Origin of the sequence: Sphingobium sp. BYY-5, from assembly GCF_022758885.1 — a bacterium.
Lineage (GTDB): Bacteria > Pseudomonadota > Alphaproteobacteria > Sphingomonadales > Sphingomonadaceae > Sphingobium.
Genome location: NZ_JALEBH010000001.1, coordinates 3,220,605 through 3,239,863, shown reverse-complemented (window position 1 = coordinate 3,239,863; position 19,259 = coordinate 3,220,605). Strand labels below are relative to the sequence as shown.

Sequence of the window (19,259 nt, the reverse complement as noted above, 5' to 3'; positions counted from 1 at the left end):
TCGCTATCCCATCGCCCATGACCCAGAATCACCTCTACCTTGTCGACGGCTCCGGCTATATTTTCCGCGCCTATCACCAGCTTCCCCCGCTGACCAACCAGCATGGCCAGCCGGTGGGCGCCGTCTATGGCTATACCACGATGCTGTGGAAACTGGCCGAGGAACTGGGCAAGGCGGAAGGGCCGACGCATCTGGCCGTGGTGCTGGACAAGGGCAGCCACACCTTCCGCAACGATATGTACGACCAGTATAAGGCGAACCGCCCGCCCGCGCCCGAGGATCTGGTCCCGCAATTCCCGATGATCCGCGACGCGACCCGCGCCTTCTCCCTCCCCTGTATCGAGGAGGCCGGGTTCGAGGCGGACGACATCATCGCCACTTACACCAGGGCGGCGGTCGCGGCGGGCTGGCATGTCACCATCGTCAGTTCCGACAAGGATCTGATGCAGCTCATCCAGCCCGGCGTCGACATGTACGACACGATGAAGAATGAGCGGCGCGGCGCTGATTATGTCGTGGGCAAGTTCGGGGTGTTGCCCGAACAGTTGGGCGACGTGCTGGCGCTGATGGGCGACAGCGTCGACAATGTGCCGGGCGTGCCGGGCATCGGGCCGAAGACCGCCGCCAAGCTCATCACCGAATATGGCGATCTGGAAAGCGTGCTCACCGCCGCCCCTTCGATGAAGAAGTCGAAGATGCAGGAAAACCTCATCGCCCATGCCGACATGGCGCGCCTGTCGCGGCGGCTGGTGGCGCTGCACGACGCGATGGACCTGCCCGAACCGCTGGACGACCTGACTCTCAAGGGCATTCCCAAGGAGCCGTTACAGGCTTTCCTGTCGCATCATGGTTTCAAGACGCTGCTCAACCGTTTGGGCGCACCGGCGGCGGCGGTCGCGGTGGCGGCCGCTTCGACGGCGACGACCGCCAGCCCCTCCTCCCCCGTGCCGACGGAAGAACCGGCGATCGACCGCAGCCTCTATGAAACCGTCGTGACCGAAGAGGCGCTGGACCGCTGGATCGCGGCCGCCCACGCCGAAGGTCTGGTGGCGGTCGATACCGAGACGGACATGCTCGATTGCGTGTCCTGCGCGCTGGTCGGCGTCAGCCTGGCGGTCGGGCCGAACGCCGCCTGCTACATCCCCGTCGGCCATGGCGGCACCGACATGTTCGCCGAGCGGCCGGAACAACTCGACAAGGCGCTGGTGCTGGCCAGGCTCAAGCCGCTGCTGGAGGACGACTCCGTCCTCAAGATCGGGCAGAATCTCAAATATGATCTGACCGTATTGCGTCGCCACGGTATCGAAATCGCCCCCTTTGACGACACCATCGTCATGTCCTTCGATCTGGACGCCGGGCAATCGCTCGCCGGCCATGGCATGGACGAAGCCGCGCGGGTGCATCTCAACCATATATGCATCAGCTTCAAGGAGGTGGTCGGCACCGGCAAGAGCCAGATCAGCTTCGCCGAAGTGCCGCTGGACCGCGCCACCGAATATGCCGCCGAGGATGCGGACGTGACGCTGCGCCTGTGGAAGCAGTTCAAGACGCGCGTCGCGAATGAGGGCGCGAACCGCGTCTATGAACTGGTCGACCGGCCGCTGGTCGGCGTGATCGCGCGGATGGAGCTTGCGGGGATCAAGGTCGATCGCGAGGCGCTGTCCCGCCTGTCGGCCGAATTCACCGCCGGCATCGCCGCGCTGGAGACGGAAATCCACGAACTGGCCGGCCAGCCCTTCGCCATCGGCTCCACCCAGCAACTGGGCGCCATCCTGTTCGACAAGATGGGCTATAAGGGGGGCAAGAAGGGCAAGTCGGGCGCCTATTCCACCGACGTCACCATATTGGAACAGCTCAAGGCGCAGGGCGCGCCGATCGCGGCCAAGATATTGGACTGGCGACAGCTATCCAAGCTCAAGTCCACCTATACCGACGCGCTGCAGGCGCAGATCAACAAGGATACGGGCCGCGTCCACACCAGCTATTCGCTGACCGGGGCGCAGACGGGGCGGCTGTCGTCCACCGATCCCAACCTTCAGAACATCCCGATCCGGACCGAAGTAGGACGGCAGATCCGCCATGCCTTCGTCGCCGAACCGGGCAATGTCATCCTGGCGGCGGACTATAGCCAGATCGAGCTGCGGCTGGCGGCGCATATGGCCGATGTGCCCGCGCTAAAGCAGGCGTTCGAACAGGGCGAAGACATCCACAACCGCACTGCGCAGGAATTGTTCGGTGAGGTCAATCGCGACACGCGCGGCCGGGCCAAGACGATCAACTTCGCCATCCTCTACGGCATTTCGCGCTGGGGCCTCGCCGGCCGGCTGGAGATCAGCGCGGACGAGGCGCAAGACATGATCTCCCGCTATTATGAACGCTTCCCCGGCATCAGCATCTACATCAACGAGACGATCGAGAAGGCGCGCGAGCGCGGCTATACGGAAACCCTGTTCGGGCGGAAGACCTGGTTCCCGCGCATCAAGGCGCCGGTCCAGCATGAACGCCAGGGCGCAGAGCGCGCCGCGATCAACGCCCCGATCCAGGGCACCAGCGCCGACATCATCAAGCGCGCGATGGCCCGCATGGGACCGGCGCTGGAGGCGGCGGGGCTACCGGCCGTGAAGATGCTGCTGCAAGTGCATGACGAACTGGTGTTCGAACTGCCACAGGGCGATGTCGAGGCAGCGAGCGCAGTCATCCGGCAGGTGATGGAGACGGCCGCCGAGCCGATCGTGAAGCTCTCCGTACCGCTGGGCGTGGAAATCGGCACGGGGCCGAGCTGGGGCGCGGCGCATTAAAGCCCAACTTCCAGTTGCTCCCCAACCTCGTCATTCCAGCGAACGTCCATCATGACGAACCGGGCTTTTGGCGTGCTCTATATCGGAGTGACGGCGAGCCTGCCGCATCGCGCCATGCAGCATCGCGACGGCACAGGCTCCGATTTCTGCCGACGCTATCGGCTCGATCGGCTCGTTTACGCGGAGCGGCATGAGACGATCATGGACGCAATTGCTCGCGAAAAAGCGATGAAGGCGTGGAAACGTGCGTGGAAGGTCGAACTGATCGAAACGATCAATCCGACTTGGCGGGATTTGTTCGAGGAACTGCATCTGGAATGAAGAAAAGGGAGATGCCAGCTTTCGCAGGACCACCATTGTTGTAACTCGTTAGAGCGGTTTCCACTCATTCAGGCTCATATCCGCACGATTTGAAGTAATTGGCGCATTCGTCGGGCTGGAAGATATCGACGAGCTTTCCGATCAGGCCCCAAAGTCCGCTAACGGTTCGCTCGCCTGCTTTGCGCAGCATTGCCTTGAGCCGGGAGAACGCCTTCTCGATTGGGTTGAAGTCCGGGCTGTAGGGTGGAAGGAAGCGCAGGGCTGCACCTGCGGCCTCGATGAGCACCTGGACCGACGTGCGCTTGTGGCTCGACAGATTGTCCATGATTACGATGTCGCCCGGTCGCAGTTCCGGCACGAGCACTTGAGCTACGTACGCTTCGAACCAGTCGCCGTTGATCGGGCCGTCGAGCACCATCGGCGCAATCATGCCGGTCATGCGCAGGCCGGCCACCAGCGTGGTCGTCTTGCGATGGCCGTGCGGGAAGCCCATCCGCAGACGCTCGCCTTTGGCGCAGCGGCCATGGCTGCGGGTCATGTTGGTCGCCGTCCAGGTCTCGTCGATGAAGACCAGGCGCTCTGGTTCCAGATCGAGCTGACCGTCGAACCAGTGGCGACGCTGCTTCAGGACGTCGGGACGGTCTTGCTCGATCGCGTGCCCGGTCTTTTTTTCCGCGTGATGCCGTGGCGCACGAAAAAGCGATGCAGCGTGCCGATCCCGACCGGGGCGCCCCGCTCGATCAACCGAGCCTGAACTTCGACAAGGGTCATGTCGCCCTGTTCGGCAAGTAGTTCACGGATGAAGCCGCCATGCGCCTCGATCCTGCTCGAATGCCGGTCTCCGCCACGTGGCTTGGCGACAGCCTCACCATGTTCCAGCGCGCGTTGCCGCCAGCGGATCGCGCTCGATGCGCTGACACCAAACCGGTCAGCCGCACCCCGACAACTCAAACCCCCATCAATCGCAGCAATGACCCTGTCCCGCAGGTCCTGTGAAAGCGTTCGTGCCATCCATGCTGGCCTCCTGCCACCAGCAGACAGCGTGAATCACATCAGCGCAGCAAAGGGAACCCCTGCCGATTCAGTTCGTGCGGAAACCGCTCTAGAAATTGCAATCTGATCTGACGCAGCGTTAGTGGAGAAAGTCACTCCAGAGATTTATCGCGTTGTTTCTATATGTTAAATCTCTTGATCTTAGATTTCAAGCCACGGTTATTCCCACATTGTTTGCGGGATATAGTGGTATTTTTCAGAATGGAACGAGACGGCATCGATCCTGCGTCGGCCAGTTTTGCAGCTGAACGATTGCTCTTTCATTCTTCCAGATTGCAATCGAACCATTTTTATCGGCACGATCGCAGCCGGTTGCCCGTTGATGCAGTCCGCTCCCGGTTACTGCGTGTGACGCATTCCACCCGTAACATCAATGCCTTGACGCGACGACGGCGACACTTGCATCGCAGGCAGCGCTGCCTATCTCCCCAAATTATGATGCATAAGCAATAGGCTGGTTCCAAAAAAGGGGAACCCATTTGTCTTGCTAACGTCCCTCGCTCGCGCTTGCCTCATTGTGATCCGGCATAAGCAAGAGCCAACCCCGAACGTCTGACTCATTGAGACCTATGACTTCACCAACCAGGGGAGGCAATAAATCATCGATAAGAACTCTAGCTTGTCCAAATATTATTCCTTTTTCAGGCCATGCCTCCACAACATTCACGGAAACAAAGTGATTTCCACTTGCGAATTTCGTCAGATATTCACATCTGGCGCCTTTGCTAATGTTCAAGGCCTGATTTGTATTAAGTTGCAAGACACAATTCATGGCATCATCTCTTAAAAGGAACATATCCAATTACAGTTGCAGGAGAAATTTTGTAAAGATCGGAATTTGGTACGGTTATCGCGTAAACGTTTGCCATGCCGTATCGCGATAAATCGGCAACATTTACCGTAGAATAGTTCATGCCGGCCGGCAATGTAGAAGCCACGATGTGAACGGGAGTGCCAACCCAACCCTGCCTGATATATTCTTTCCCGAATGCGAAAGCGTACTCTGGCCTTGGCCAAAAATATTTTACTTCCAAACCTCCCGGCGACGGTACAAACCGCATGCCGTTTCCAGCCATTGCAGCAAGTTCAGTGTCATCAATAGCACGATAAACTGGTGTTGGGTGTGCCGTGACCGTTATCAGATTGAGGTCGGAAAGCCGGGCATCTGCTCCGAGAGATGACAGCGGCTGCGATGGCCTTTGCCCATTCACGACGAGATCGCCTGGCTGCGCCGTTGAACCTCCAGGCGTATTACCGGTTCCCCCAGCACCGCCGCCACCTATGCCAGCATTGCCACCGCCAACTCCTCCGGCGCCGAGCATTCCATCCACATTGAAGTTGTTCGATCCTAGATTTCCGAGGCCGCCAGTTCCGCCTGAACAACTATGCCATCTGCAATCGTAGATCATATATAGTCCGGTTGGATCTGCTCCATTCACCGGATCGGATTTGGCGTAGTTATACCAGTTGATCCCATCGCCATATCCGATGGGATCGGTCTGCATGAACCGTCCGAGGGTGGGCGAGTACATGCGGGCCTTATAGTCATAGAGGCCCAGTTCAGCGAGCCATTTCTGGCCTGTGTATTGGAAGCGGCCAAGGTTTCCGTTCTTGGGGATGCCATATTCATCATAGGTGTTGATGGCGATAGCGCCGCCGCTGTCATTGGTGACGGCGATGATAGAGCCGCGCTCGTCGGCATGCAGCCAGCGCCGATCCCCCGTACCCGAACCTTCATACCAGATCAGGGGTTCGTCACTGTTGGGGCCATAGACATAGCGACGGAGCACAGCGCCTGACGGGTTGGCGATCTCCGCAGCAAGATTGGCGCCATCATACATCATCCGCGTCGAGACGGTCGTGTCATATTCCGACAGGCGGCCTAGCGCATCATAATAGAGGCTTACCCCGTTGCTCGCGGTCTTGAGCATGTTGTCGACGGTATAGCCGAAGCTCGTCGTGCCGTCGCCCGTCAGGTTTCCGCGTGTGTCATAGCTGAAGCTCGCTGCTCCCGCGCTTGTATATTGATTGAGACCATTCACCGTATAGGCGCGGTTGATGTTATAGACCCCGTTCCAGGCATAGGTGTCGTTGGATGCGGTTCGACTGCTGATCTGGTTTGCCGGATTATAGCCGAAGGTCAGGGTCTGATCCTGCCCGGTGCCCGCCAGGTCCTGCACCAGTTGCGACTGGCGTGAGGCAGGATCATAGCTGTAACTGGTCGTCGTCCCGTTGGCGCGGGACAGGCTGGTCCGCCGGCCCAGATCGTCATAGCCGAAGGTCACCAGTACATTGTTCCCGCTGTCGAGGATCGCGCTCATCTCGCCGGTTACAAGATAGCTATAGTTCACATAGAAGCCGTCCTGCCACGTCGCCCGCGTGCGGTGACCAGCGCCATCATATTGATAGCTCATCGCCCCGAAGGGTTGCCCTTCGCTCAGCACCCGCCCCAAGGCGTCGTAGGCAAATGTTTGCGTGACGCCGTCGGCCGGACGGCTGACGGTGTTCACGTCACCCCAGAGGTCATAGGCGATATTGGTGTCATATTCGCCGGCAGGCCGATCGATCGACGTCATACGATCGAGCGCGTCGTAGCCATAGTTGATGATCTGCCCATCGCGCAGGCGGCGCGAGGTTACATTGCCGTTAGCGTCGTATCCCAGTTGCTCATAACTGCCCCCCGGATAGGTCGTGGAGGAAAGGCGATCGAAGCCATCATAGCCATAGGTCGTGACATTGCCATTGGCGTCGGTCACGCTCTGCTGTTGGCCGTTGTTGGTATAGGCGACCGTCACATCGTCCGACTGCTCGGCCAAACCATAGCCATTGGTCGTCTTGAGCAGACGATTGGCATTGTCATAGCTATATTTTACGACGCGATCCGGGCCTTTGGGTCCATTGGTTTGCAGCGGCGCGCAACTCGTGGCCTGTGGTCCCCATTGTGCTGGATCCATATATCTGATCGAACAGGATAGGCGGCTCGCGCCATCATACACATAGTCGGCCACAGCATAATCAACGCCATTCGACCAGATGGTCTGCCGATAGATGCGGTCGACCGCGTCATAGACTTTGGTAAGGCGATAACTTTCCGCGAAATTATTCCATGCGGTATCGCTTGCGTCCGTGACGGTACCGGTTTGCACAAGCGTCAGACGACCTTTCGCATCATAGCTGTTCCGCACCGCACGGCGCTTGAGCGCACCCCCGCCATCGGGATCAGCGGACACGATACCGATCCGTTCACGATTGGCATCATAACGATAGGTGACGATGTCGTCGCTGCCTGCCAGCGGGCCATCCACGCTGATGACGTTGCCGACATCGTCATAGGCGTTGGTAATGGATGATATGACCGATCCATCCCCGGCCTGCACAGTGATCGTCGTGGGCAAGCCATTGGCGTTATAGGCTATGCTGGCCTTGCGCTCATTGGCTGTGCCAGTGCAAGAAGCGGCAGTCCCGCAGATCGAACTGCCTGTTACCATCTGCACGCCATTGACGGCGGTATAGCTATAGGTCGTGGTTGGGCGTCTGCCAGCGGCATCGGCAGGAGCCGTGATGGCGCTGAGGGTGCCTGTGGTCAGATTATAGGCGTAGTCGGTCTGGTTGCCTTTGGCGTCCTTGGTCCATTGCGGCTTGTCGCAGGTCGCCGTGCTCGAACAGGGATAGGATGCTGATGTGGACAGATTCGCAAGACCGCTTCCTGACTTGGCAACGGATGTAGTCTGGGTAACGTTGCCATAGCCGTCATAGCTATATTGCGTGTAATTGCCTTCGGGAGCCGTGGCCTGAGTGACACGCCCATTGCCATCATATTGCCAACTGCTCGTCTTGCTCGTCGCATCGGTTGCCGAAGTCATTCGTTGCGAAGCAATGTCGAACACATAGGTGCTGACGTGGTTGAGCGGGTCGGTGACGGTCGTCGTCCGGCTGCTGCCGGCGTCGGCATATCCATAGCTGGTCGTGCCCGCCGCTGTCTTGACGCTCGATACCCGGTTCGATCCGTCATAAGTCACTGTGATATCTTCGCTGCCACTACCAGGCCGCGTGATTCCCGTTACGTTTGTACCAGTCATGCGATAACTGGTCGTCCGGCTCATGGCATCGGTGATATTGTAATAGCTGTTGCCGCCACTCGTAGTGGAACTAAAAGACTGGGAACGCGCGCTGCTGCCAGAGATTTTGGTATTCGACATCACGGCGCTGGTGATCGTTCCCCAAGCGTCGAAATAGGATGCAGGAGTAACCTGGTCCATCTCTGGCGGATCGATGGCAGGATAACCAAAAGCCACGATATAGCCGGAGTTATTGGTAACGGAACTTATCTTGTAGGCAGTTTTCTTAACGAGACAGATCGTGCCTGATGAACTTGGCTTTACTGAGGTGCAATATTGCACACCTGTATAAGCATAAGTAATCGTTTCTCCCGAAGGGCGAGTAACGTCCGATACGACAGCGGCATTCGTCGCATAGGGATAGGCTCCGACTCGGGTCGTACTAAAATGAACGACCGTGCCGTCGTTCATGGTATAAGTATAAACCGAGCCGCTCAGCGAGAGCGATGCGCCATTGCCTTCGGTCGGGGTATAGGTCGATCCTGAAATGGTGAAGCGATCCGATGTGGCGCCAAAGCTGACATAAGCGGTGTTTCCACTGACGTTCAGCGTTGCAACGAGATTATCGCCCCAGCCGCCGCCATGGTTGAATTTTCGCCAGATCAGTCCTTGGGTTCCGTTTCCTCCGGCGGTCAGCACAGGACCGTCTACATTCATCGTGCCCAGGAACAGATCGACGCCGTTGCCATCAATGGAGGTACGGACGGGAGGAGTAGAGGCGACTTGCCCCCAAACAGGCGAAACCAGCCCCGAGCAAAGAATGGTACCAAGTCCAAGAAGCGTGCGGCGCGCGCGATAACGCGCAACCTGACGGGAGGTCGTCATATATCTGTTCCGCCATAAGAGAATGAAGTGAAGCGGGGCGCCTCAGGATCAGGGCGCGCCCGTCGTCTTCGCGTTGATGCGGTTATCCGCTTTGTCGTGGGTATATTCGGTCGTCACGCCATTATTGACCGTGCCGGTTCGGACAAGCTTCACCAATCGCCCCTTCGCGTCATATTGGTAGGTGACCGTTTCAGATGCGATCGCGCTTCCGACCCAGAACAGGCCAAACGCAAATATAATAGGCTGCACCTTGCGCATATGCCCCACTTATTGCCGCTTCTACACGACCGACACTACCACCATGTAAATCGAAAAATGACAATATGTTTCTTGATGGTTTCTATAAGTTTCTGAAATTCCCAATGCGCACAATGGTGTGGGAGCGAGTTCCTCTGGGCGGATGCATATGGGCAGGTTGATCTGAACCCAAGATTGTACCTTGGTTGTGGCCGACTCGCTGGCGGTGCTGCCCAAGAAAGGAATGTCAACCATGGTGACCAGATCGCTTCGCCCGGCATTGTGGCTGGTACTCAAGCCTGCGTTGGCGTCGGCGCCACGCCCTATGGGCGCGGCGCTATAAGGTAAGTCCACACATCGTTTTTGGATGGTCGTCAGAGCCATTGCACCCGGGCTTCGCGGATGCCAAGTGAGATTGGCTGGCACCGGTACCAGCCAGGGTTGACCGATTTGTCTGACCGGTCTCGATCATTTTCGCAGGAACGCCCTTCATGCAATCGACCGGACTATTAGCAGCGATAGGCTGGATCGAGACACTGATCCTCAGCTCCACCGGCCTGAGTATCTTTTTCCAGATTCCCGTCGATCGGCCTGCATCGGTTTCGCAAAATCACCGATGATCAGGAACCGCATCTTGCTTTGATGGAGGATTTTCGAAAATATCAGGCGACTAGTCGATTTGGGGGGATCATGCGCATTTAATAACTTTGTCGCTTGTCGCGATGCTGGCGGCACCGGCGGTGGCCCAGGAAAAGCAGCATTATGCCTATGATGCTTTGGGCCGGTTGACCAAATCCTATCGCGAGACGGGGCCGAATGCGGGCAACCTCAACACCTATCAATATGACGCAGCGGACAATCGGCAGAATTTTTCTGGCCGGAATGTGATCAAAAACCTTCAGGTCAATCAATTCATCCTGTCTCCCGATGGCCGCTTCAAACTGGCGATGCAAGGCGATGGAAACCTCGTTCTTTACTTTGGATCACAGGCCCTTTGGGTGGCGCCGGGCACCTATGGCGCCGGCAACCAAGCCTATTTCCAGAATGATGGGAACTTCGTGGTTTACGGCCCATCTGGACCGCTATGGGCCGCAGGCGTCAATTCGCCGGGTGCCGAGCTATATTTGCAAGACGACGGCAATCTGGTCATTTATTCGCTCTATGGCGTGCCGCTTTGGCATACGGGTACGGGCGGACATTAACGGTCTGCATCTGGCATAGGCCTCAATAGCCAGCACACCTCCGCCGGCATATTGGGTTTGGTCCCTGCGATGGACGCTATCGGAGTAACGCAATGATCGGGCGGCATAGGCATGAGCCTGCGCCGCCCGATCATTGCGTTTCAATAATATCCGATGCGTTCGACTTTCACATAGGATGTAGCTCTAAAATATGTACGAAACTCCATCGCGTGCCCTGCGCGCGCCGAGGAGAAGGAAAAGGGAACCTCCATAATCTGGTATGAAAATGGGGCCATGAACTCTTTTCGCTTGACCGTCCTGGATGTCAATATTTCATTGGCCGTCGCGTCGTAAACGTCCAGGGTGACGACCTCATCTTCCGTCTGAATGTTGGTGACGTCGACCATGATCCGCCAAACCGCCACTCTCTCGCCGACGGGAACGGATGTCGTGTAGGGGCCATATGTCAGAAACGAAACGGGAGAGGTAGTTTCGGCAGCCCACCCTCCCGAAGCATCGGCATAGCCTATTTGATGGTTGAGGGACGTGGCCAGCCAACTTGTATCAAATTGCCGCTGAACCTGGGCTTGCGATCGATTGTCGGCTTTGTCGTAGTTGTACTTGCTAAGCGCACCTTCGCCCCTCTGAACACGAACCAGGCGACCAAGGGCGTCATATTCGAACTGGTCAGTAGATGGCTGGGCGGATGCCGTCTGCGTGCAAACGGCAACCGCTGCGATGGCTGCCAGGACCTTGATTGAATAAGCCATGATCTTCATCCCCCAATTTACCCCCAATCTGTATAGGTAGTTGAACATCGTCTAAAATTGCGAACGCATGAATCGAGCCATTGCACCCTGGCTTCGCGGATGCCAGATGAGATTGATCGGCACCAGCAAATGCCGATGGGTTGGTTCATCTGACCGAGCCTGATCATTTTTGCAGGAACGTTCTTCATGCAATCGACCGGACTATTAGCAGCGATAGGCTGGATCGAGACACTGCTCCTTGGCTCTACCGCGACCATAGCCGCCACCCTTGCAGTTGCGATCGTGGGCTTCCTGCTGTTGGAGGGGCGGCTGGATTGGCGGCGCGGCGTGCGGACGCTTATCGGCTGTTTCCTGATCTTCGGCGCACCGGTCATAGCGGCGGGCTTGCTTGCCCCGGCCTCGCGGACAGCCGTCCCCAGGGAAATTGCCGCAGAGACCGAAATCCCCCCACCGCCGCCGCGACCGCCGGAACACTATGACCCTTATGCAGGGGCAGCGCTGCCGCAAGGCTGGTGATCGTCACAGGCCGTCCCTGTCGGCAATCGTGCGGATGATGCGCTTTCCGCCGCGCCGTTCCAGCTGGACGAACAGATCGACGGTGCTGCGGATATAATGGGCAATATCGTTGCGGTTGAGCTGTGTGCCCGATTGCAGGATGATCAGCGCCAGTTGCTCGATCGCCTTGGCGGGCGTGTCAGCGTGGATGGTGGTCATGGAACCGGGATGGCCAGTGTTGATGGCGCGCAGGAACGTATAGGCCTCGCTTCCCCGCAGTTCGCCCAGGATGATCCGATCCGGGCGCATACGCAGCGAAGCCTGGAGCAGATCGTCGGCGTGGACCTTGGCTTCCCCCAGCTCGCCCTTGACCGCTACCAGGCCCACCATATTGGCATGATCGACCTGCAATTCAGGCGTGTCCTCGATCAGGATCAGGCGTTCTTCGCGCGGTATCTCGCGAATGAGGGCGTTGAGGAACGTCGTCTTGCCCGTTGAGGTGCCGCCCGAGATCAGGATGGTCTTGCGCTGCCGCACCGCATCGGCGAGCATCGACACCCGATCGTCGCGGCCAATGGGCGATGTCTCTCTTGCCTCTGCCTCTGGCTCGTCGAACGCGCCGCTTGCGGCATAATCCTCAAGCGTCAGATTGGCCGAGACATGACGGCGGATGGCCATGGCCAGCGGACCGCGCGTCGCGGGCGGCGCGACGATCTGGACGCGCGAGCCATCAGGCAACCGCGCGGAGAGAAGCGGATGCTCGCGGTTGATGCCCTGATGGGAGAGGCTGGCAATCTGCCGCGCCAGCCGCCACAGGCTGGCTTCCGTCAATGCCGGCACATGCTCGCGCTCGATCCCGCCGCCCAGACGCTCGATCCAGATCTCGCCAGGATGGTTGATATAGATGTCAGTCACATCGGGCTGAACCAACACGCTGGAGATGGGAGCGAGATAGGCGTCGAGAAAGGGAAAGTCGGAGAGCACAGGCTCTGTCGCATCCTTGCTCGATGCGCGTGCCTTGTTCATCGCCGCAGTCCCGTGCCGCTGAAGTCCAGGTCCCGCGCCACGAACACCGATATCTCGGCCCCCGATGCAACCTTGATCGTCGGCGCCGGATCGACATTGGGAAGGAAACTTTGCCCCGCAGCGCCAATCTGCCCGGGCAAGCCGACGATCACCGAGTTGCTTCTTGGCCGCGAGGCGACATTGACGCCGATGGTCAGCGCCGACTGCAGCACGGCATTGCCGAACCGCTCGATGAAATGATTGTTGACCTTGCCACGAATGCCGGCCCCGCCCAGCACATCGGCGGCAGGCGAGCCGATGCGGATCGCCACGCCATCGGGCCGGATGAGCCGCGTCCAGGTGACCAGCACGCGCTTCTGCCCTTCCTTCGCGTCACCCGATGCCTCGCCGATCAACCGGCTGCCGCGCGGGATCAGGACGCGGGTGCCATCGAACCCGCGCGCATCGCGCGACACGACGGCACGGACCAGACCCGGACGCCGGCTGTCGATCGGCGTCTCGAGCACGGCGCGGATCATCGATCCCTGCGGCACCAGGCTGGAGCGATTGCGAATGACGCTCGCCCGCACCGCCTGGTCGTCACCGGCACCGCCAGCGGCAGCCGAGGCATTACCCAGCCCATCGGCCGAAGCCAGATCGATGATGAGCGGGGAATCCCCTCCTTCACCCTTGGTGCGGGGAGCTGTCGGCGCAGGAGCGAGCGGTGATGGCATCGGCGGCATGTAGGCCGGCGCCATCGGCGCAGGGAAGCGGTTCTCCGCCATTGGCGGGGCTGGCGGCGCTGAACTTGTTGTGGCCACAGGTATTGGGGCACCAGACTGGATCGGCGCTGGTGGCGGTAATGGCAGAGACAGTGGCTGCGGCGAGGCGATGGTCGCGTTGGCGGGCGCGGCCCTGGCGCCGGCTTGTTCATTCCCGCGCCGGTTGGCGTCGAGGATCAGGAACAGGCCGATGGCCAGGACAGCGCATATGCCGGCAATGGCCGCGCCCGAAAGGCCGGATGATGGCATCCGAACCTTCGGATGGATGGTGCGATCGTCCAGCGCCGAGCGGGGATCGTCCTGCTCCTGGCTCATGGCTGGACCTTCGCGACCTGACGGGTGGCGACCGCCTTGCGCTTGCCCGAGCGGAATATGAAGCGGGGCGCGATGGCATCGACCACGAACGCGCCCTCGCGCATGGCGCCATTGATCAGCGTCTCATCCCCCTGCTCGTCTACCGCATAGACGGCGGGAATGGCGACCTGCGCCGGCCAGCGGATCGTGGTCGCCAGGCCATCGTCAGCCATGCCTTGCGGGATCAGTTCTTTCGCGCCCTTGACGCGATAGGAGGCCTGGCTGTCATGCACGACCGTCGGCGGCGCCATATCGATACCGGCATAGCGGAAGCGCACGATATAGGGACTGATGCCCATGACCGACCCGGACGAAAGCAGGAAGCTGTAACGCCGCGCGTCGGTCAACACGATGAGATTGGTGTCTATCGCGCCATCGGTGGGCTTGATGAAGAGATGATCGGCCCGCTTGTTGGGCGTCACCTGCCAGCCCGTCGCCTCGCCTATCGCCACATTCTCGATCCGCTCATCGGCCGCGAACTCGATCGCCACGGTAAAGCCGGTCTGAAGGCCAAGACGCACGACCTGATCGCCATCATAGTCGACCGTCTGGATGCGCGGATCGCCCGGCGAGGGCTGCGGGATCACTTCCGCTGCCGCTGGCGCCGCAAGCAGGGCGAGCAGTAGAGGCGCAGCCATGCGGATCACGGCTGGGAGACTCTGGCTATGTTTGCCTGGACCGGCAGCCCGCCCACAGGCGCGGCCTGGACTTGCGGCACTGGCGTGCTCACCGCCACAACAGGCTCGGGCGATTCCTGGTCGCGGCGATAGCGCAAGACCTGGAACCCCAGCGGATTGATCAGCCGGTCATCCATCGACATGGCCGCGTCGACAAAGCGGTAGCGGATGATGGCGACCCAGGCTTCCTTTGGCCCCTCACTCTGGCCCTGGTCCCGCCGCTCGGTCTCGAAGCGTATCTGGGCCGCGCCTGGCCCCATCGGCGAGACGCTCTTGATACGAACCGAGAGCACGGTCGTACGGGGCAGGCGCTGGAAGGGGCTGGCCGGATTGGTGGGCGCCATCATGGCGATATAGTCGCTGCGCGCGCGGTCGGCCGACCAGAGGCCCACCTTGCGATAATTGGCCTGGACGCTGGTCACGTCCACCTCTTCACGCGCGATCACATATTGGGCGAGCAGCGACTTTGTCAGCGCTTCGTCGGGCGCAAGCGTCTGCCGGCCATCGCCCTTGAGCAACTGGACATAGCCGGTCGTGCGATCGACCAGCAGCGTATAGGGCACCACCGTCTTGAGCGGCATCATCAGCGCGATCGCGATCACCGCGAACAGCGCGACGCTGCAGGCGATGCCGGCAACGAGCCACGCTATACGCCGCGACTGGCGCAGCTTTTCCTGGCCGTCCTGCGCCCAACTGGTGGCGCGCGCATAATAGGCTTCGCGGTCGGAAGCGGGTTTGGTGCTTTTGTGGGTCTTGTCACTCATATCCGGCCGTTCCGCTGGCTGATGCTCTTCGTTTTGCGCTGATGCCCCGTGCGCCGGTAACTTTGTCCGAGCGGCGTGGGTCTGGGGTCGCCTGGGCTGTTTCTTTCGGAAAGCGCAATCCGCCGCGTCGCATCCGGCCCTGTTACAGTGAGAAGAGGCCTTGTCTCCCATTGATCGCTGATCCTGATCGAATCGGAGATCATCGCTGCGCGGGATCGGCCCTCCTCCTGCGGTTGCGCGGCGCCTGACGGGCGCTCCTGTCCCTGTTGCACAGGCGCGGCGCTTCGCCAGCGCTCGGAGATACTGGAACCAAGGGCAAGACCACGCTCCACGAAGCGGAAGCCGGCCCCCATGCGCAGTGAGACGAAGAGCGCGATCAGCAGCGCCAGCGTGAAGATGACGATGGTGGCGAGGATTTCGCCGGGCGCGAGCACCGGCAAGGTTCCAGCCATCATGGCCTGGATCAGGGCGGCCAGCTGTGGCTCGATGATCGCCATCTCGATCCCCAGCAGCACGCCGGTGGCGACGCTGGCGACAGCAGTCCCGATCAATGCCCGGACCCAACCTTCGAACAGGCCGCGCGTCGTGTCGAAGAGCAGGCAGGCAAAGAATAACGGCCCGAGCGCAAGCAGCAAGCCCGCGATCAGTCGCACGGACATGAGGACTGCAAGGCCCGACACCAGCAGCAGGATGCCCGCTACGGTGAGCAGCGGATTGCCGGCGAGCGATAAGAGCGGGGCTTGGGGAGGAGGAGGCGCCGCCGGGGCGCCATCGGGCGAAGGCGATGGGTTGACCGGCGGTACGGCAGTAGATGGCCGGGTGAGTTCGGCGATCGACTGATAGCTGCCTTGCAGCCGCGCCGGGAAACTGCGTCCGGTCCCGCCGCCCGCGCCAGGTAGCAAGGCGAGCACCTCGCGCGGAGCCTCGATCGCGAGATTGTAGACGACCGACCTGTAGGCGGACCACTGGGTGGCAAAGGCAAGGACCAGGCCGATCTTGGCTACGAGCAGGATGCCGTCGCGGATCTGCAACTGATCTCCCAACAGCAGCCGGTAGCCCTGGAAGGCGATCAGGATGGTGAGCAGACCGCCCAGCCCGAGGATGACGGGAGAGTTGCCGGCAGACAGCGCGGCATAGCCGCCTTCGCCCAGAAGCGCGGCCTGGCAATCGACATAGCGGGTGAGCGCCATGGCATAGCCCTGGGCCGCGTCGAAAGGCGCACAGCCTTCCATCAGGCGACGCTCAGCAGTTCGGGAAGCCAGGCCTGCGGGTCGTCGCCCACCCGGTCGCGTATTTCGTCGAGCAGGCGCACCGTGCGTTCGCGTCCCGACAGGATCGTCAATATGTCCGCCTCGCCGCTCAGGTTCAGGCGCGCCACCACGCTGTCATTGCCATGCTTGATGAGGAAGCAATGCGCATTGTCAGCGAGGCTACGGACAAGATCATATTCATGGGGCGTGAGGCCAAAGCCATCGCAATAATCCTCGCGCCGCGCCTTGGCATTGGCCATGAAGATCTGGGTTGCCGCCTGCTCGACGATGGCGCTGGCGATCTTGCTCGACAGGGCGTCCTCCGCGCTTTGCGTGGCGAAGCCGACGATGCCGTTGCGCTTGCGGATCGTCTTTTCCCAATCCTTGATCTTGTGGACGAAGATATCGTCGTCGAGCGCCTTCCAGCCCTCGTCGATCACGATGATCGCCGGTGTGCCGTCGAGCCGCTCTTCGACCCGGTGGAAGAGATACATCATGGCCGGCGTGCGCAAGGTTGGCGTATCGAGGATGCGGGTCATGTCGAAACCGACGGTCAGGGCGTCGATGTCGATCCGATCCTCCGCATGGTCGAACAGCCAGGCATGTTCGCCTTCGCCCCACCAGGGGCGCAGGCGCGACCAGAGATCATTGGCATGTGGACGCTCGCTGCCACGGAACAGTTGGGCGACGTAGCGCAGGCGGCGATGGGATTTGGGAACGCCATAGCTCGCATCGACCGCTTCCTGGATGTGGAGCAGTTCCTGGGGCGTCAGCGGTTCGCCCGGCAGCGCCACCAGACGGCCAAGCCAGTCGATCAGGAAGCGGCGGTTCTCAGGGCTGTCGTCGATCTGGAGCGGGTTGAGCGCTGCCGACATGCCAGGCCGCAATATGTCGTAGACGCCGCCAATCGCGCGGATGAAGAGTTCAGCGCCCCGGTCCTTGTCGAAGAAGATGATCCGTGGCGCGAACTTGCGCGCCTGGGCGAGCAGGAAATTGAGCACCACGGTCTTGCCCGAGCCTGACGGGCCGATGATGGTGAAGTTCCCCAAATCCCCTTGATGGAAGTTGAAATGATAGGGACCGGCGGCTGTGGATTCCAGGATGGTGACGGCATCGCCCCAATGATTGTCCGTCGCCCGGCCGCTGGGGAAATTATGATAGCTCGCCAGGCTCGCAAAATTGCGCGACGAGATGAGCGCGCGGCGCGCGATATAGGGGAAGTTACCCGGGAACTGCGCCCACCAGGCAGCTTCCAGGCCTATCTCCTCGCGCACCGCGATGAGGCCAAGGTCGGTCAAGGCCGACTGGACTTCGGCGACCTGTGCGTCGACCAGGCCCATCTCGCCCCCGCGCACGGCGATGGTCAGATGATGTTCGCCAAAGGCGGCGCGGCCGGCAGCGAGATCATCCTTGGCGCTGCCCAGTTCGCCCCGCAGGCTGAGCGCCTCGTCGTCCGATGCGCGCATACGGCGCAGCGCCAGGTTCATCCGGCCAAGGCCCGCCTGACGATCGACGAAGCCGAAGCTCTGGCTCACCACCATCTCGACCGGCAGCCGCAGCAGATCGTCGAGCATACCGGGCGTGGTGTTCCCCGGATAATCCTTGATCGAAAGGATGGCCTGATACTCGCGGGGAAGGTCTTCCGCAGCGCCAAGCTCCACCATGTCCTGACCGAAGCTGATCCGGCGATAGGGCAGATACTCGCCGACATCGCCTTCTGGCAGGCGCACGGGCCGCATCTCGCCATTGAGGATCATCGAGAGAAACTCGAGCGGTTCGGAATAGAGGCCGTGCTCGCTCTCATAGCTGCTGAGCACGCGCGGGCGATAATGGCCGAGCGCCGCGACGATCTGCTCGGTTGCGGTTTCGAGCGCGCGCTTGTCGGCGGCGCGGTCTGCCGCCGAGGAACTCGCACCGGTCAGCCTGCGCGACAGGCGGTCGGCAATGCCGCTGCGCCCTTGCAAGGGGCGGCGGACGATGGTGAGGAAGAGATCGTTGACGTAGAGGCGGCGTGTGCCCAACCGTGCACGCCAGGCTTCGTCCAGCCGCGCGCTGAAGCTGTCTGGATAATCAGCCTCAAGCGACGTATCGACGCGGCGGCGGACGATATGGTGATAGATGGCGAAGCGCGAGGAGCCGATCGCCTGGAGCATCGCGTCACGCAGCCCCTTACGATAGTTGAGTTCGTCGGTGTCGGCGGTCTCGAACAGGAAACCGCCCAGATGGATGACCTGCATCATCAGGCCATCGCGGGTCAGCAGCGTATGATCGTCGATCTGCGCGGCATAGGGCAGCCTGCTGCCGACCGATCGCTCACGCCTCGCCGCTTTCTCGGTCGCGCTCAAGGTTGATAGGAATTGCAGCGCCATAGCCGATAGTTGGGAATGCGGGGGCAACGGGCGGCCTTGACCAGCCACAGGTCGAATATGTTGGGTTCACGCAAGCAGGCGAGATAGCCGATGACATGGATGACGACTGCGGCAAGCAGCACCCAGACCGATTTGAGAACCAGGAACAGTTCGGTGGTGACGATCGCGTTGATGACGAAGAAGCTGTAGGTGACGCCGGCGAACATCTGCGGCCTTGCCAGGGCCACGAACAGCGTGTCGCGGTCGAGCTGGCTCACCGC

The 19,259-nt window shown here is 60.6% G+C and carries 14 protein-coding genes; 4 read left to right on the top strand and 10 right to left on the bottom strand.

Annotation, left to right across the window (positions count from 1 at the left end):
• The first annotated feature begins 17 nt into the window (after positions 1–17).
• Entirely contained in the window at positions 18–2,798 is a 2,781-nt protein-coding gene (gene polA, locus MOK15_RS15560) for a DNA polymerase I (protein ID WP_242932430.1), read from the top strand.
• Positions 2,799–2,849: 51 nt separating this feature from the next.
• Positions 2,850–3,119 (top strand): GIY-YIG nuclease family protein, encoded by a 270-nt coding sequence (locus MOK15_RS15555; RefSeq protein WP_242932429.1) that lies wholly within the window; start codon positions 2,850–2,852, stop codon positions 3,117–3,119.
• A 64-nt stretch (positions 3,120–3,183) separates the two neighbouring features.
• Here MOK15_RS15555 and MOK15_RS15550 read toward each other — a convergent pair.
• Both MOK15_RS15550 and MOK15_RS15545 read right to left on the bottom strand, forming a co-directional pair.
• A protein-coding gene (locus MOK15_RS15550) for an IS630 family transposase (RefSeq protein ID WP_242929986.1) occupies positions 3,184–4,130 on the bottom strand; the annotation gives its coding sequence in 2 pieces (ribosomal slippage) (positions 3,184–3,794 and positions 3,794–4,130; 948 coding nt in all).
• Between the two features lie 818 nt (positions 4,131–4,948).
• Positions 4,949–9,115, bottom strand: coding sequence for an RHS repeat-associated core domain-containing protein (locus MOK15_RS15545; protein WP_242932428.1), 4,167 nt, complete (start codon positions 9,113–9,115; stop codon positions 4,949–4,951).
• A 1,022-nt stretch (positions 9,116–10,137) separates the two neighbouring features.
• Between MOK15_RS15545 and MOK15_RS15540 the strand changes: the two genes are divergently transcribed.
• Positions 10,138–10,554 carry a hypothetical protein gene (locus MOK15_RS15540; protein ID WP_242931442.1) on the top strand — a complete coding sequence of 139 codons (417 nt, stop codon included), beginning with the start codon at positions 10,138–10,140 and terminating at the stop codon, positions 10,552–10,554.
• Positions 10,555–10,694: 140 nt separating this feature from the next.
• On the opposite strand, the gene MOK15_RS15535 is transcribed toward MOK15_RS15540, so the two are convergent.
• Positions 10,695–11,312, bottom strand: a complete 618-nt coding sequence (locus MOK15_RS15535) for a hypothetical protein (protein ID WP_242931443.1) — start codon at positions 11,310–11,312, stop codon at positions 10,695–10,697.
• A gap of 177 nt (positions 11,313–11,489) precedes the next feature.
• On the opposite strand from MOK15_RS15535, the gene MOK15_RS15530 reads away from it, so the two are divergent.
• Positions 11,490–11,819: a TrbC/VirB2 family protein gene (locus MOK15_RS15530; protein WP_242931444.1), complete on the top strand. Its 330-nt coding sequence runs from the start codon at positions 11,490–11,492 to the stop codon at positions 11,817–11,819.
• 3 nt (positions 11,820–11,822) lie between these two features.
• On the opposite strand, the gene virB11 is transcribed toward MOK15_RS15530, so the two are convergent.
• Genes virB11 through MOK15_RS15495 form a run of 7 tightly spaced genes read right to left on the bottom strand, consistent with a single transcriptional unit; the run spans position 11,823 to position 19,256 of the window.
• Complete coding sequence (gene virB11 / locus MOK15_RS15525) at positions 11,823–12,824, bottom strand: P-type DNA transfer ATPase VirB11 (RefSeq protein WP_242931445.1); 1,002 nt, start codon at positions 12,822–12,824, stop codon at positions 11,823–11,825.
• Entirely contained in the window at positions 12,821–13,900 is a 1,080-nt protein-coding gene (locus MOK15_RS15520) for a TrbI/VirB10 family protein (RefSeq protein WP_242931446.1), read from the bottom strand. Before MOK15_RS15520 ends, virB11 begins: the two co-directional genes overlap by 4 nt.
• Complete coding sequence (locus MOK15_RS15515) at positions 13,897–14,577, bottom strand: TrbG/VirB9 family P-type conjugative transfer protein (RefSeq protein ID WP_242931447.1); 681 nt, start codon at positions 14,575–14,577, stop codon at positions 13,897–13,899. Before MOK15_RS15515 ends, MOK15_RS15520 begins: the two co-directional genes overlap by 4 nt.
• 5 nt (positions 14,578–14,582) lie before the next feature.
• Positions 14,583–15,380: a type IV secretion system protein gene (locus MOK15_RS15510; protein ID WP_242931448.1), complete on the bottom strand. Its 798-nt coding sequence runs from the start codon at positions 15,378–15,380 to the stop codon at positions 14,583–14,585.
• Positions 15,377–16,612: a type IV secretion system protein gene (locus MOK15_RS15505; RefSeq protein WP_242931449.1), complete on the bottom strand. Its 1,236-nt coding sequence runs from the start codon at positions 16,610–16,612 to the stop codon at positions 15,377–15,379. Before MOK15_RS15505 ends, MOK15_RS15510 begins: the two co-directional genes overlap by 4 nt.
• The gene (locus tag MOK15_RS15500) at positions 16,612–18,999 is read right to left on the bottom strand and encodes a VirB4 family type IV secretion/conjugal transfer ATPase (protein ID WP_242932427.1); all 2,388 of its coding nucleotides are present in this window, start codon (positions 18,997–18,999) and stop codon (positions 16,612–16,614) included. Before MOK15_RS15500 ends, MOK15_RS15505 begins: the two co-directional genes overlap by 1 nt.
• A complete protein-coding gene (locus MOK15_RS15495) occupies positions 18,972–19,256 on the bottom strand; it encodes a type IV secretion system protein VirB3 (RefSeq protein ID WP_242932426.1) in 285 nt (94 codons plus the stop codon). Before MOK15_RS15495 ends, MOK15_RS15500 begins: the two co-directional genes overlap by 28 nt.
• Positions 19,257–19,259 lie beyond the last annotated feature (3 nt).

Coding starts and splice junctions, on each gene's coding strand:
- polA (WP_242932430.1), top strand. CDS start 18: ATGACCCAGAATCACCTCTACCTTGTCGACGGCTCCGGCTATATTTTC.
- MOK15_RS15555 (WP_242932429.1), top strand. CDS start 2,850: ATGACGAACCGGGCTTTTGGCGTGCTCTATATCGGAGTGACGGCGAGC.
- MOK15_RS15545 (WP_242932428.1), bottom strand. CDS start 9,115: ATGACGACCTCCCGTCAGGTTGCGCGTTATCGCGCGCGCCGCACGCTT.
- MOK15_RS15535 (WP_242931443.1), bottom strand. CDS start 11,312: ATGAAGATCATGGCTTATTCAATCAAGGTCCTGGCAGCCATCGCAGCG.
- MOK15_RS15530 (WP_242931444.1), top strand. CDS start 11,490: ATGCAATCGACCGGACTATTAGCAGCGATAGGCTGGATCGAGACACTG.
- virB11 (WP_242931445.1), bottom strand. CDS start 12,824: ATGAACAAGGCACGCGCATCGAGCAAGGATGCGACAGAGCCTGTGCTC.
- MOK15_RS15520 (WP_242931446.1), bottom strand. CDS start 13,900: ATGAGCCAGGAGCAGGACGATCCCCGCTCGGCGCTGGACGATCGCACC.
- MOK15_RS15515 (WP_242931447.1), bottom strand. CDS start 14,577: ATGGCTGCGCCTCTACTGCTCGCCCTGCTTGCGGCGCCAGCGGCAGCG.
- MOK15_RS15510 (WP_242931448.1), bottom strand. CDS start 15,380: ATGAGTGACAAGACCCACAAAAGCACCAAACCCGCTTCCGACCGCGAA.
- MOK15_RS15505 (WP_242931449.1), bottom strand. CDS start 16,612: ATGGAAGGCTGTGCGCCTTTCGACGCGGCCCAGGGCTATGCCATGGCG.
- MOK15_RS15500 (WP_242932427.1), bottom strand. CDS start 18,999: ATGGCGCTGCAATTCCTATCAACCTTGAGCGCGACCGAGAAAGCGGCG.